Below are 12,883 nucleotides of genomic sequence, written 5' to 3' on the forward strand. Positions count from 1 at the left end.
CGGCAAGATCCGAAAGAGACGGCCTACGGGTCGACGATCTCCACCAGCGGCGGGTGGTCGTGCCAGGTGCAGAACACCGACACCTCGCGACCGGCGCGGGTGAAGGTGACGCGGATCCAGTACGGCTGCTTCCACACCTGCATCCGCCAGCCCGCCGACGGGGTCGCCGAGACCAGCTCGGCGGAGGTGGCGCCGAGACCGAGGACGACCCGGCCGCCCGAGACGCTGTACGCCTTCACGTCCTCGTTCGCGGTCCCCTGCCTGGGCTGGGGCGGGGTGGGCGGCGGCGAGGGCTTCGCCGCCGAAGGCGGGGCGGGGGAAGAGGACGGAGCGGACGGGGAGGGCGTCGGCGAGGGGGACGGGTCCGGCGAGGGAGCAGGCGGCAGGGCCCGGTGCGTGGAGGAGGAGAGGGGCTGCGTGGTCAACGGCACCGCGAGCGGCGGATCGTAGGCCGTGCCGGACATGACGGTGTGCACGCCCCACCACGACAGCGTGACCGCCGCCCCGGTGGCCAGCGTCCACGCACCCGCATGTACAAGTCCTCGTCGCATCGGGGGACATACTGCCCCACCCGTCCCAGACCTGGACCGCCACCCCGCGGCATCCCCCGAATGGGCTACGGTGCGGGCCATGGCTAGTGTGCTCGTGGTCGAGGACGACCAGTTCGTACGTTCCGCCCTCATCCGGCACTTGACCGAGGCCTCGCACACCGTGCGCAGCGTCGGTACCGCCCTGGAGGCCCTGCGCGAGGTCGCCCACAACCGGTTCGACCTGGTCATCCTGGACCTCGGGCTGCCGGACCTGGACGGGGCCGAGGCGCTCAAGATGCTGCGCGGGATCACCGACGTTCCCGTCATCATCGCGACCGCCCGAGACGACGAGGCGGAGATCGTCCGGCTGCTCAACGACGGCGCCGACGACTACCTCACCAAACCCTTCTCCGTGGAGCACCTCTCCGCCCGGATGGCCGCCGTCCTGCGCCGCGCCCGCTCCGCCGCCGGCTCCGAACCGCCCTCCCGGGTCCTGCGCGTCGGCGGCCTCGCCATCGATCCGCTGCGCCGCCAGGCCGAGCTGGACGGGGCCGTACTGGACCTCACGCGGCGGGAGTTCGACCTGCTCGCCTTCCTCGCCGGGCGGCCCGGTGTGGTGGTGGCCCGCCGGGAGCTGCTCGCCGAGGTCTGGCAGCAGTCGTACGGCGACGACCAGACCATCGACGTCCACCTGTCGTGGCTGCGCCGCAAGCTCGGCGAGACCGCCGCCAGCCCGCGCTACCTGCACACGCTGCGGGGTGTCGGGGTCAAGCTGGAGCCGCCGCTGTGAGGTGGGCGCTGGTCAAGGTGTGCCTCGCGGTCACCGTCATGGTGGTCGTGGCCTTCGCGGTGCCGCTCGGGATGGTCGTCCAGGAGATGGCCAGCGACCGGGCGTTCTCCAACGCCGAGCGGCAGGCCGCCACCATCGGGCCGACGCTGTCGATCACCACCGACCCGGTGCAGCTGCGCAAGGCCGTGGAGTCCACGCAGATGGGCGCCGCCCGGCGGATGGCCGTGCACGTACCGGCCGTCGGCGGCAGCCCGCGCGTGGAGGTCGGCACGGGCTGGGCCGGCGAGCGCGCCGTCCTTGACACCCGGCGGATCGGGCGGGCCGCGACGGCCCGGGTGGCGGGCGGGGGCTCCGCGCTGCTCCAGCCGGTCGCGCTGGGCTCCGGCGACATCGCGGTGGTGGAGATCCTCGTGCCGGAGAGCGAGGTCAGCAACGGGGTCACCACCGCCTGGGTGGTCCTCGCGGGCGTCGGACTCGCCCTGATCGTGGGCTCGGTGGCGGTCGCGGACCGGCTCGGCGCCCGTCTGGTGCGGCCGGCCGAGCGGCTGGCGGACGCCGCCCACCGGCTGGGCGAGGGGCGGCTGGGGGCGCGGGTCCCGGAGGAGGGGCCCAAGGAACTGCGCCAGGCCGCCGTCGCGTTCAACTCGATGGCCGACCAGGTGGTGGAACTCCTGGCCAACGAGCGGGAGCTGGCCGCCGACCTCTCGCACCGGCTGCGGACCCCGCTGACGGTGCTGCGGCTCAACGCCGCCTCGCTCGGCGAGGGACCGGCGGCCGAGCAGACCCGGGCGGCCGTGGAGCAGCTGGAGCGCGAGGTCGACACGATCATCCGGACCGCCCGTGAGCAGCGGCCCGCCGCCGCGCAGGGACCGGGGGCCGGGCCGGGTTCGGCGGGCGCGGGCTGCGACGCCTCCGAGGTGATCCGCGACCGGATGGGCTTCTGGTCGGCGCTGGCGGAGGACGAGGGCCGTGAGGTGCGGCTCGCGGGGGTCGACCGTACGGTACGGATCCCGGTGGCCCGGCCGGAGCTGGCGGCCGCGCTGGACGCGATGCTGGGCAACGTCTTCCGGCACACCCCGGAGGGGACTCCCTTCGCGGTGGACGTCCACGACGCCGGGGACGCGGTCATCGTGCTCGTCTCCGATGCGGGGGGCGGCATCGCCGATCCGGACGCGGCCCTGCGGCGCGGCAACGACGGCGGCCGCGACGGTTCCACGGGCCTCGGCCTGGACATCGTGCGCCGGGTCGCGGAGTCGACGGGCGGCGACGTGCGGCTGGGGCGTTCGGTGCTCGGCGGCACCGAAGTGCGGGTGTGGATCTCGCTGGACGGGCGGTCGCGGGGCGAGTCGGCCCGCGCCGGGCGCGGCCGGCGCAAGCGGCGGGGCAACTGACGTAACCCTGTGGTCGGCGGGGGCGCGCCGCGCGACCGGTATGTCCCGGTGTGGATACGGTCCGCGCCATGGACACCCTCATCTTCGGCGGTCTTCTCGCCACCATGATCGCGATGTACCGGGACGCATCGCGGTTCGTCGTGCTCGGTGCCTGGTGGGTCATGCTCCTCGCGGTGATCCTGCTGATGGCGCACCACATCACCAGCAGCCTCGCGCTCACCCTGAGCTACTGACCGTGGCCGCGATGTCCAGCCTCCTTCCGGAGGCCCCGCTGGAGGGCGGCCTGCTGGGCCGGGTGCAGTTCTGGTTCGCGTGCGCCTTCGCCATCGGCTGGACCGGGGTGGTCTGCGGCGGGCTCTTCTACCAGTTCGGGATGTGGGAGTACCCCTGCCCGCTCTGCATCGTGCAGCGGATGTTCATGCTGCTGGCGGCGATGGGGGCGGCCCACATCGTCCGCACGGCCCTGACCAACGGGGCGGTGACGGGCCGCGACTACATGATGGGCTGGGGGCTGGCGCTCGTCGCCGCGATCGCGGGCTCCTTCGCCTCGTGGCGGCAGACGATGCTGCACGTCCTGCCGGGCGACAAGGGCTACGGCAGCGAGGTGTTCGGCCTGCACCTGTACGTATGGGCGTGGATCCTCTTCCAGGCCTCGGTGGTCGCGGTGGGCATCGTCCTGGCCTTCGCGCACGCCACCGCGGACCGGGTGGTCCCGGCGGAGGGCCCGGGTCCGTACCGCACGGTGGGGATGGCCGCGCTGTGGTTCCTGGGGCTGGTGATCGCCGTGAACCTGGTGGCCGTCTTCCTGGAGGCGGGCCTCCACTGGTTCCTGCCGGACGACCCGGTGCGCTACCGGTTCTTCTACGACGTCGGCATCCTGGACTAGCTGAGGTTGGCGCGGAGTTGACGCCGGCCGCGCGGGAATCCGTACGAACTGCTTGAGTGGGTGCGCCCGTCCGCTGCTCCTCCGTTTCGCCGTTCCTCCGTTCCGCTGCTCCTTCGCCCGCTCATCCGCCCGCACTCGATGGGAAGCCACCATGCGCTACGCAGTCCTCGGCACCGGGATCGTCGGCCGCACGGTGGCCACCCGGCTGCTCTCCCTCGGCCACGAGGTCGTCGTCGGCACCCGGGACCCCGGGGCCACCCTCGCCCGCAGTGAGTACGCCGAGTGGCAGGCGGCCCACCCGGAAGCGGGGCTGGCCGGCTTCGCGGCGGCAGCGCGGCAGGGCGAGACGCTCGTCAACGCCACGGGCGGGCGGGTCAGCGTGGCCGCCCTGACGGAGGCGGACGCCGCGCACCTGGACGGCAAGATCCTGATCGACATCGCGAACCCGCTGGACTTCTCCCACGGGTTCCCGCCCGGGCTCGACCCGGTGGACAGCGACAGCCTGGGCGAGCTGATCCAGCGGACCTTCCCCGGGCTGCGCGTGGTCAAGACGCTGAACACGATGAACTGCCAGGTCATGGTCGACCCCGCCCGGGTCCCCGGCGACCACACCGTCTTCCTGTCGGGCGAGGACGCCGAGGCCAAGAAGGCCGTACGGGAACTCCTGTACTCCTTCGACTGGCGCGAGGACAGCGTCATCGACCTGGGCGGGATCGAGACGGCGCGCGGTACGGAGATGCTGCTGCCGGTCTGGCTCCGGCTGATGGGGGCCCTCGGGCACACGGACTTCAACTTCCACATCCAGGGCGCGAACCGGGGGCGGTAGCCGCACGCCCGGATGGAGGCGGAGATGTTGCCGCCCCCCGCACCCCCGCCGAGGGTGGCCGTGACGAAAGGAGCCGCGCATGAGAGTCATGCTCAGGGCCCATCTGGACACGGCGGCGACGAACGAGGGCATCAAGAGCGGCGCCCTTCCCGAGGCGGTCCAAAAGCTCATGAAAGCGATCAAGCCGGAGTCCGCCTACTTCGGCCTCAGTGAGGGCGTCCGGTCCTGCTGGATGGTTTTCGACCTCCAGGACAGTTCGCAGCTGCCGCCGCTGTTCGAGGACCTGTTCATGCAGTTCAACGCCGAGGTGGAGGTCTCTCCGGTGATGAACGCCGAGGACCTGACGAAGGGCCTGGCGGCCCTGCAGTCCTAGCGCGGCGGGGCGCGGCGGGGCGCGCCGGGGGCCGGCCGGGGGCGGCCGGGGGCGGCTCTTCGCCGGCCCGGGGGCTGTGGGGGCGTCTATTCGGTGTCGCCCGAGGTCAGCCGCTTGGCCTGGGCGCGGCCGACCTCGGCGGCGCGGTGGAGGTAGTCGGCGATGACGGCGAGTTCGGTGTCGGAGTAGCTCTGCAGGACGGCGCCGAAGGCGCGGCCGGGGGTCTCCCAGGCGGCGCCGATCCGGTCGCGGGCGGCGGGAGCGAGGGCGACGAGGGAGCGGCGGCGGTCGTTCGGGTCGGCATGGCGTTCGACGATGCCGGCCTTGACCATGCGGTCGACGAGGCGGGTGGCGGAGCCGGAGGTCAGGCCGGTGAGGCGGGCGATGTCACCGGTGCTGACCGGGCCGGGCTCCATGTCGAGGAGCGCGACGCACTGCATGTCGGTGGGGTGCAGGCCGACGTGGTCGGCCATGGCCTGGCTGAAGAGCGAGTAGTCGGCGTAGTGCCGCTGGCTCTCGGTGACGATGCGCGCGAGCAGCTCGGCGCGGGTCCACTCATCACTCGAACGAGCGTAATCGGTTGACATCGGCTTCTCCGTGCTCCAAATTTGTCTGTGTGGCGCAGAGATTGCGCCACGCAGAATCTGCGTCACATGTTCAGTCTAGAGCAGCCGGAACAGCCAGAACAGGAAGATGCCATGTCGAAGATCCTCGTCACCGGTGGCCGCGGGGCCGTCGCCCGCGGTCTCTCCTCCCTCCTCGCCGCCCACGGCGTCCCGCACCGGCTCGCATCCCGCGAGCCGGACAAACCCGGGACCGTCCACTGCGACCTCTCCGATCCCGCCACCTTCCCCGGAGCCCTCGGCGGAGTCCGCTCCGTCTTCCTCTACGCCGAGGCCTCCGCCATCGACGCGTTCGTGAAGGAGGCCGTCAGCGCCGGCGTCGAGCACGTCGTACTGCTGTCCTCCTCCTCGGTGCTCGCACCCGACGCCTCCGACAGCCCCCTTGCCGCGTCCCACCTCACGGTGGAGCGGGCCCTGCTCGCCTCCCCGCTGCGCACGACCCTGCTGCGCCCCGGATCCTTCGCGAGCAATGCCCTCAGCTGGGCCTGGTCGCTGAAATCGGGCCGCCCGGTCCACCTGCCCTACCCGGGCTCCTACTGCGACCCGGTCCACGAGACCGACCTCGCCGAGGCCGCCTTCGCGGTCCTCACCGACCCGTCCCTCGGAGGTCGGGCGTACACCCTGACCGGGCCGCAGACCCTGACCTTCGCCGCGCAGCTGGCGATACTGGGCGAGGCGATCGGCCGCCCCATACCCTTCGAGCCCGTCTCCCGCGAGCAGTGGAAGTCCGAGGTCGACGGATACATACCGGGTCCGTACGCCGAGGCCCTGCTGGACTACTGGGCCGCGACCGACGGCCTCCCGGTCGACCTCACCGACGCGGTCGAGCAGCTCACCGGCCATGCGCCGCGCACCTTCGCCACCTGGTCGGCGGACCACGCCGAAGCCTTCCGGTCGCAGAACTAGCGATCCCGCGTGGGGTCACCGGGCCCGCTCCGCCGTTGCCCGGTGCGGGGACCGCCCCGGGCCTTGCGGGATGCGGCGGCGAGGGAAGGACGCCCCCACTTCCAGGCCAGGGCGAGGAAGCCCGCCGAGAGGCCGACCTGGAACCAGACCGGGGAGCCGGCGATCACCAGGGCCCCCAGAGCCAGTGGCACGAGTGCGAGGACACCCATCACGACCCACCCGGCAACCGTCACCGGGCGGGTGCGGCCGGCCGCGTAGTCCTCGGGGTGGCGCAGCAGCCACTGGGCGAACCACACGCCGAAGGCGCCGACCGTCGCGAGAAGCAGGGCCAGGACCAGGGAGAACCAGTGGTCACCCGTGGGGTCTTTCAAGGTCGCCTGGCTGGTGCCCCTCCCGGAGACCTCGGTGATCTGTCCCCGCCAGACGGTTGCCAGGACGGGATCGCCCTTGGCCAAGCGGGCGAGCAGCGGGGAGTCGGTGCGGAAGCGGACGGACGCGGGGGAGTGGGCTCCGTCGGAGAGACGGGCCTCGTAGCGGGAGCCGCGGCCGTGGAAGATCACCGTGCCGGTCACGCGGTACGGGACGAGCCGGAGGCAGTCCGTGTCCCCGGCAGGGGCGGCGGCCGCACAGGGGCGGGCCGAGGAGTAGCCGTGCTCCTTCGCCAGGGTTTCGGGGATCGCGCTGCCCACGAGGGCGGCCAGGGCGAGGCAGGCCAGCCCGCCGGGCAGGAACGCGGCGGCCAGGAGACGAGGCCGCGGCCTCCGGCGCTGTCGGCGGCGCGGAGTGACGTACGTGAAGCGCATGGGCCCCCCCCGGACGGCGGCCGGGCTCGCGGCGTGCCGACGGACACGTTACGGAGCGCCCGGGAGGAAGGGACCGTCGGCTGTCGGCAGTGTCCGCATCCGGTGCGGTGCCGGATCGCGGCACCGCCCCCGGTCGAGGCCGCCGATGGCAGTGCGTGCTAGCGTCCGCCGGTTGATCAATTGCATGGGGGGATTGTGCGAAGAATCTTGAGCATCGGCGCCGCGGTGGCGCTGCTCGTCACCGGCGGTGTCGCGGGTGCGGGGACGGCCATGGCGGCCGGGGATCCGACCTTCTACTTCGACCCGGTCACGGACAAGGTCCTGATGCCGGGCGAGGGACGGGTCTGGCTGTCGCCGTCGGGCGGGGGCGGGCAGAACGACGGGCAGCCGGACGGCACGTACGTCTACGTGCTGAGCAAGAAGCCGCTCACGGACGCCGGCTGGTCCGGCGGCGGGGCGCCGGCCGGGCTGATCGTGGACCCGACGGACGGCTGCGCGCCCAAGGCGGGGCTCGCCGGCGTGTACCTGTGCGACCTCAACCTCAAGGGGTGGAACAACCCGGCGCCCGAGATATCGGCCGCGAGCGCGGCGGCGGACGGTCTGACGGCCTACTACGGTCTCGTCTACGTACCGCGCGGGGAGAGCGTCGACGCGGGCATCAAGGAGGCGCAGACCGCGGGCTCCAAGGCCATCGGTCCGCGCCGGGCCCACGCGACGATCACGGCGAAGACCGCTGCGCACGTCGCGCAGAACACGGTGGTGCTGTCGACTCCGGCGCTGCCGGCCGGCGGCACGGTGCAGCACACGGTCAAGCTGCACGCGGTCGACAAGGGCCGGCTGGCCGTGGTCATGTCCCCCGCGCCGGGCTTCCGGCGCTGGGACGACGGCGAGCTGAAGGTCGGCGTCGAGAGCGCCGACGCGGCCGGCGCCGACGGCGCCGAGTGCAGCCACTCCACCGGCGACGGCGGCGGTGTCTGGTGCGACATCAAGAAGCCCGGGGACTACACGGTCACCTACAAGCTGAAGGCGGAGGCCACGGCCGCGGCCTGGCGGCTGACCGTCGGCACCGTCTACGAGGTGTACAACTTCGGCACCGGCAACCCGGAGAAGTCGGCGGACTTCGCCGTCGCCAGTTCCACCCCGGTCACCGAGCGGTTCCGGATCATGGGCCGCAGCGCGGACGGCGAGCTGTGGGACTACCGGAGCACCGGCAAGATCCCGGAGGCGTTCGTTCCGGTGGATCCGGTCGGCGGCAGCCCGGACTGGAACCAGTACTCGGCACTGACCCGGCTGGGTCCGGTGACCGTGCAGAGCACCGGTCCGGGTGCGGTGGCGCGCGACAAGGGCGGGGTGCTGTGGTTCTACCCGACGTCCGGTGACGGCGCCGTCTACAAGGACCGGCTGCGGGTCGGTGGCGGCTGGAACATCTACGACCGGCTGGTCGGTGCCTCGGATCTGAACGGCGACAAGAAGGCGGATCTGCTCGCGCGGGACACCGCGGGCGTGCTGTGGCTGTACCCGGGCACGGGGGTGGATTCGAAGCCGTTCGCCGGGCGGGTGAAGGTCGGTGGGGGCTGGAACATCTTCGACACGTTCGTGGGCGGCATGGATGTGACGGGTGACGGCAAGGCCGATCTGGTGGGCCGGGACCCCGCGGGCAAGCTGTGGCTCTACCAGGGGACGGGCACGGCGGCGAGGCCGCTGGCGAGCCGGGTGCAGATCGGTACCGGCTGGCAGATCTACAACTCCCTGGTGTCCCCGGGTGACCTGAACTCGGACGGCAAGGCCGATCTGGTGGGCCGGGACGCCGCGGGCGCGCTCTGGTACTACCGGGGCACGGGAGTGGCCGCCAAGCCGTTCGCGGCCCGCGTGAAGGTCGCCACCGGCTTCGAGAAGTACAACCTGCTGTTCTAGCAAACGCGAAAGGCCCCGCTCCGCTTTCGCGGAACGGGGCCCTCTCGCAGGGTGAGTGACGGGACTTGAACCCGCGGCCACCTGGACCACAACCAGGTGCTCTACCAACTGAGCTACACCCACCATGTCCGGTCGGAAAACCGACCGGCCGAAGAAAAGCGTACAGGGTCCGGGAGGGTGCTCGCTCCCCCCTTTTCCCGCGCCCGCCTCCGGGGGCCCGGCAAGATCCGAAAGAGACGGCCTAGGCGCCGGGGACCACGTGCTTGGCGGCGATGGTCCGCGCCGTGTCCGAGTCCGGGCCGGGCTGCGGCACGAAGACCGCCTCCCGGTAATAGCGCAGCTCGGCGATGGACTCCTTGATGTCCGCGAGCGCCCGGTGGTTGCCGTTCTTCGGGGGGCTGTTGAAGTACGCGCGCGGGTACCAGCGGCGCGCCAGCTCCTTGATCGAGGACACGTCCACGATCCGGTAGTGCAGGTACCCCTCCAGCGCGGCCATGTCGCGCAGCAGGAAGCCGCGGTCGGTGCCGACCGTGTTTCCGCAGAGCGGGGCCTTGCGGGGTTCCTTGACGTGTTCCCGTACGTAGGCCAGGACCTGTGCCTCCGCGTCCGCGAGGGTGGTCCCGCCGGCCAGCTCGTCGAGCAGGCCGGACGAGGTGTGCATCTCGCGCACCACGTCGGGCATGGTCTCCAGGGCAGCGTCCGGCGGGCGGATCACGATGTCCACGCCTTCGCCGAGCACGTTGAGCTCCGAGTCGGTGACCAGTGCGGCCACCTCGATAAGTGCGTCGTCCGTCAACGAGAGCCCGGTCATCTCGCAGTCGATCCACACCATGCGATCGTTCATGTGCCCCACCTTATGCGGAAGGTCCCCCGTATCGGTGACCACCGATACGGGGGACCTTCTCAGGACCTTCGCCGGGCAGGGCCCGGCACGGGCTACGCGTGCTCGCGCAGCACCCGGCCCGGGGCGTACAGCTCCGTCACCGTGGAACCGGCCGCGGCCAGCGCCGCGGCGGTCCGCTGCGGCTGCGGAGTGCGCTGGTGCGGTACCGGCGACTCCGACAGCTGCGCCACCTGGGCCACGTCCGTCTGCGGGCGACGGGCCCGGTAGGCGGAGCGGTAGGCGGCCGGGGAGGACCCCAGCTGGCGGCGGAAGTGCCCGCGCAGCGCGACCGGCGAACGGAACCCGCAGCGTCCGGCGACCTCGTCGACCGAGTAGTCGGAGGTCTCCAGCAGCCGCTGTGCCTGGAGCACCCGCTGGGTGATCAGCCACTGCAGCGGCGCACTGCCGGTGAGCGAGCGGAACCGCCGGTCGAAGGTGCGCCTGCTCATGTAGGCGCGCGCCGCCAGCGTCTCCACGTCGAACTGCTCGTGGAGGTGTTCCAGTGCCCAGGCGACGACCTCGGCCAGCGGGTCGGCGCCGATCTCCTCCGGCAGCGACCGGTCGAGGTAGCGCTCCTGGCCACCCGTGCGGCGCGGCGGGACGACGAGCCGTCGGGCCAGGGCCCCGGCCGCCTCGCTGCCGTGGTCCGTGCGGACGATGTGCAGGCACAGGTCGATTCCGGCCGCGGTGCCCGCGGACGTCAGCACGTCGCCGTCGTCGACGAACAGCTCGCGCGGATCGACGTGGACGGACGGGTACCGCTTGGCCAGCGTCGGCGCGTACATCCAGTGCGTCGTCGCGGGCCTCCCGTCCAGCAGACCGGCGGCGGCGAGCACGAATGCCCCCGTGCACAGTCCGACGATCCGGGCCCCCTCCTCGTGCGCCAGACGCAGCGCGTCGAGCGCCTCCGGCGGCGGCGGTGAGGTGATGGAACGCCACGCGGGAACGACGACCGTGCCTGCCCGGGCGATCGCCTCCAACCCGTATGGCGCGGTCAGCTCGAGTCCGCCGGTGGTCCTCAGCGGACCGTCCTCACCGGCGCACACGAGCAGTCGGTAGCGTGGAACTCCCGCGTCCTGCCGGTCAATGCCGAACACGGAAAGTGGAATGGAGCTCTCGAAGATCGGCCCGCCGCTGAACAGCAGCACCGCGACGATCTCCCTGCGGCGACGCCCCGCGAGCTTCCTGCCGTCAACGACGACGGCGGTGGAATCCTGGCTCATGGCGCTAAGCCCCCCTTGGGTGTCGCGACTCCTTGGTCTGGTCGCACCTGCACGTATCCCCTCGGCCTTGCACGTGGCTCCCCCGCCGTAAATACATGATCGAATCTACTGCGTCCCGTGGTGTCGGCGTGACAAGTTCAGCACGCAGCGCTATGTCGACTTGGCAACTTGGCGAAAAGCATTCGATCAGGAAGCGTTCCACTCCGCTACCCGGGTGGAAAGCGCACTGTCCGGCCATGGCCAGTACTCGTAGGGTCAAAGTCCCCCTCCGGCGCCGTAGTCGCTGATGGTGAGGGGGGTGGGGGGACATTCCGGCAAGGGGGGTGACCTGCCGGGAAGTTGGCTGAAAACGTGCGGGTGTGGATGTGCGAATCGGTCAGTCGTGAGGGGACATCCCACCGGAAACCTGACATCCACGCTGTGTTCCGCCCCCGGCACGCGAATGCCGGCCCCGATGGGCGGGCGTCAATCGGTCCCGCGCGAGGACCCGGGCAGCCTTCCGCTCCTCCTTCTCCGAGTGGCGCAGCAGCACCCGGCAGGCGGCCGTGACGGCGGCCAGGCCGAGCGTGGCCACCGCGGCCCCGCCGAAGGAGGTCCCGTAGACGACGAGGACGACGGGGACGAGCAGGCAGCTGAAGGCCGCCCAGCGCACCACGTCACCCGCGGGGTCGTCCTGGGTCCGCCTCGCGGGCTGCACGGACGGGTGAAGAGGAGGGGGTGGCATGTGGACGGACTGCGTCGGCTGAGCGGGCGACTGAGCGGGCTGGACGGGGTGAACCGGATGACCGGGCACGGCGTGCTCCCTGCGGGCTCTTCCTGGACGGTCGGACTCGTGTCCAACGGCGGGCGGCGCGGCTCGGTCACTGCGCGCACGGGTGGCGCGTACCCGCTGGGGCGCCTCTCGTCACTGGCTGTAGGGGGCAGCGGACATTGCCAAGGCGGCGTCGCTGCGGCATGCTCCCTTGGACGCTCTCCAGGGGCGGCAAGCCCTGTGCAGTGCAGGAGTGTCGCCGTACCCTGGTGGGTATGGGCTTGGGAAGATGCTTCCCGGACAGAGCTCGGTCACACTGAGTTGTCGTTTTCTGGAATCGTCCCGTTCGAATAGTCGCTTCCGCCTACTGGCGCCCCGCCCGCTTGTCCCTTCCCCCGAGGACCTCTTCGCCGAGACACCCATGGCCGGTCACGAATTCTCCGAACCCGCGGACCGCAAGCGCAAACGCCTCGCCGACCCAGAATCGGCCGACCTGCGCGCGGTGGAACAACCACGTCATCCCTGCGACCCGGCCTTCCGGCACGGGGTCGTGGTGGGCTTCGACGGATCCACGTCCAGTGAGCGCGCCCTCGCGTACGCGATCGGGATGGCCCGTCGCTCGGGATCCGGGCTGATCATCGTCCACGTGGCCAACCGGCTGCCCACCACCGTGTGGGCCGGCTGCGAGCCGCCGGTCTTCGTCGACGTGCCGGACCACCGGACCGAGGTGCTGGGCCTGGAGCTGGCCTGTGCGGACTACCTGGCCGAGGTCCCGTGGATCCTCGTGGAGCGCGGCGGGGACATCTGCCACGAGCTGGAGGAGGTCGGCCGGGAGTATTCGGCGGACGCCATCGTCGTCGGCTCCACGCACGGCATCGTCGGCCGGATCTTCGGATCGGTGGCGGGCCGGCTGGCGAAGCGGGCGCAGCGACCGGTTGTTGTCATCCCGTAACCGACTGTATGTCGATTGTGCGGTTGTGCACC

At 71.8% G+C, this 12,883-nt stretch carries 15 protein-coding genes and 1 tRNA gene; 9 read left to right on the forward strand and 7 right to left on the reverse strand.

The genetic code is table 11. The features are described from left to right. Nucleotides 1-23 precede the first annotated feature (23 nt). Nucleotides 24-551: a hypothetical protein gene (locus tag OG904_RS19245; protein WP_405492566.1), complete on the reverse strand. Its 528-nt coding sequence runs from the start codon at nucleotides 549-551 to the stop codon at nucleotides 24-26. A 79-nt stretch (nucleotides 552-630) separates the two neighbouring features. On the opposite strand from OG904_RS19245, the gene OG904_RS19250 reads away from it, so the two are divergent. The 6 genes from OG904_RS19250 to OG904_RS19275 all read left to right on the forward strand — a co-directional run bounded on the left by OG904_RS19250 (nucleotide 631) and on the right by OG904_RS19275 (nucleotide 4,796). Beyond that, complete coding sequence (locus tag OG904_RS19250; protein ID WP_405492568.1) at nucleotides 631-1,320, forward strand: response regulator transcription factor; 690 nt, start codon at nucleotides 631-633, stop codon at nucleotides 1,318-1,320. Next, nucleotides 1,317-2,711, forward strand: a complete 1,395-nt coding sequence (locus tag OG904_RS19255) for a sensor histidine kinase (RefSeq protein WP_405492570.1) — start codon at nucleotides 1,317-1,319, stop codon at nucleotides 2,709-2,711. Before OG904_RS19250 ends, OG904_RS19255 begins: the two co-directional genes overlap by 4 nt. Before the next feature lie 68 nt (nucleotides 2,712-2,779). Beyond that, nucleotides 2,780-2,944, forward strand: coding sequence for a DUF5993 family protein (locus OG904_RS19260; protein ID WP_405492572.1), 165 nt, complete (start codon nucleotides 2,780-2,782; stop codon nucleotides 2,942-2,944). An 11-nt stretch (nucleotides 2,945-2,955) separates the two neighbouring features. Next, the gene (locus tag OG904_RS19265) at nucleotides 2,956-3,597 is read left to right on the forward strand and encodes a disulfide bond formation protein B (RefSeq protein ID WP_405492574.1); all 642 of its coding nucleotides are present in this window, start codon (nucleotides 2,956-2,958) and stop codon (nucleotides 3,595-3,597) included. A 151-nt stretch (nucleotides 3,598-3,748) separates the two neighbouring features. Next, nucleotides 3,749-4,423: an NADPH-dependent F420 reductase gene (locus OG904_RS19270; protein ID WP_405492576.1), complete on the forward strand. Its 675-nt coding sequence runs from the start codon at nucleotides 3,749-3,751 to the stop codon at nucleotides 4,421-4,423. Between the two features lie 79 nt (nucleotides 4,424-4,502). Then, entirely contained in the window at nucleotides 4,503-4,796 is a 294-nt protein-coding gene (locus OG904_RS19275; protein ID WP_405492578.1) for a hypothetical protein, read from the forward strand. 86 nt (nucleotides 4,797-4,882) lie between these two features. Here the strand turns inward: OG904_RS19275 and OG904_RS19280 are convergent, their stop codons facing one another. Beyond that, a complete protein-coding gene (locus OG904_RS19280) occupies nucleotides 4,883-5,383 on the reverse strand; it encodes a MarR family winged helix-turn-helix transcriptional regulator (RefSeq protein ID WP_405492580.1) in 501 nt (166 codons plus the stop codon). Nucleotides 5,384-5,494: 111 nt separating this feature from the next. Between OG904_RS19280 and OG904_RS19285 the strand changes: the two genes are divergently transcribed. Then, entirely contained in the window at nucleotides 5,495-6,325 is an 831-nt protein-coding gene (locus OG904_RS19285) for an NmrA family NAD(P)-binding protein (protein ID WP_405492582.1), read from the forward strand. Here the strand turns inward: OG904_RS19285 and OG904_RS19290 are convergent. Further along, complete coding sequence (locus OG904_RS19290) at nucleotides 6,322-7,128, reverse strand: hypothetical protein (protein ID WP_405492584.1); 807 nt, start codon at nucleotides 7,126-7,128, stop codon at nucleotides 6,322-6,324. The genes OG904_RS19285 and OG904_RS19290 overlap by 4 nt on opposite strands. A 207-nt stretch (nucleotides 7,129-7,335) precedes the next feature. On the opposite strand from OG904_RS19290, the gene OG904_RS19295 reads away from it, so the two are divergent. Further along, nucleotides 7,336-9,042: an FG-GAP repeat domain-containing protein gene (locus OG904_RS19295; protein ID WP_405492586.1), complete on the forward strand. Its 1,707-nt coding sequence runs from the start codon at nucleotides 7,336-7,338 to the stop codon at nucleotides 9,040-9,042. Between the two features lie 50 nt (nucleotides 9,043-9,092). Here OG904_RS19295 and OG904_RS19300 read toward each other — a convergent pair. The 4 genes from OG904_RS19300 to OG904_RS19315 form a co-directional block, all read right to left on the reverse strand. After that, nucleotides 9,093-9,165, reverse strand: a tRNA-His gene (locus tag OG904_RS19300). 118 nt (nucleotides 9,166-9,283) lie between these two features. Continuing rightward, on the reverse strand, nucleotides 9,284-9,886 hold the full coding sequence (gene orn / locus OG904_RS19305) for an oligoribonuclease (RefSeq protein WP_266877785.1): 603 nt from the start codon (nucleotides 9,884-9,886) through the stop codon (nucleotides 9,284-9,286). 92 nt (nucleotides 9,887-9,978) lie between these two features. Next, nucleotides 9,979-11,148 carry a helix-turn-helix domain-containing protein gene (locus OG904_RS19310; RefSeq protein ID WP_405492589.1) on the reverse strand — a complete coding sequence of 390 codons (1,170 nt, stop codon included), beginning with the start codon at nucleotides 11,146-11,148 and terminating at the stop codon, nucleotides 9,979-9,981. 376 nt (nucleotides 11,149-11,524) lie between these two features. Next, complete coding sequence (locus OG904_RS19315) at nucleotides 11,525-11,845, reverse strand: hypothetical protein (protein ID WP_405492591.1); 321 nt, start codon at nucleotides 11,843-11,845, stop codon at nucleotides 11,525-11,527. A gap of 475 nt (nucleotides 11,846-12,320) precedes the next feature. On the opposite strand from OG904_RS19315, the gene OG904_RS19320 reads away from it, so the two are divergent. After that, nucleotides 12,321-12,851 carry a universal stress protein gene (locus OG904_RS19320; RefSeq protein ID WP_328298807.1) on the forward strand — a complete coding sequence of 177 codons (531 nt, stop codon included), beginning with the start codon at nucleotides 12,321-12,323 and terminating at the stop codon, nucleotides 12,849-12,851. The last annotated feature ends 32 nt before the right edge of the window (nucleotides 12,852-12,883 follow it).

It is taken from the genome of Streptomyces sp. NBC_00096, assembly GCF_045041305.1.
Taxonomy (GTDB): Bacteria; Actinomycetota; Actinomycetes; order Streptomycetales; family Streptomycetaceae; genus Streptomyces.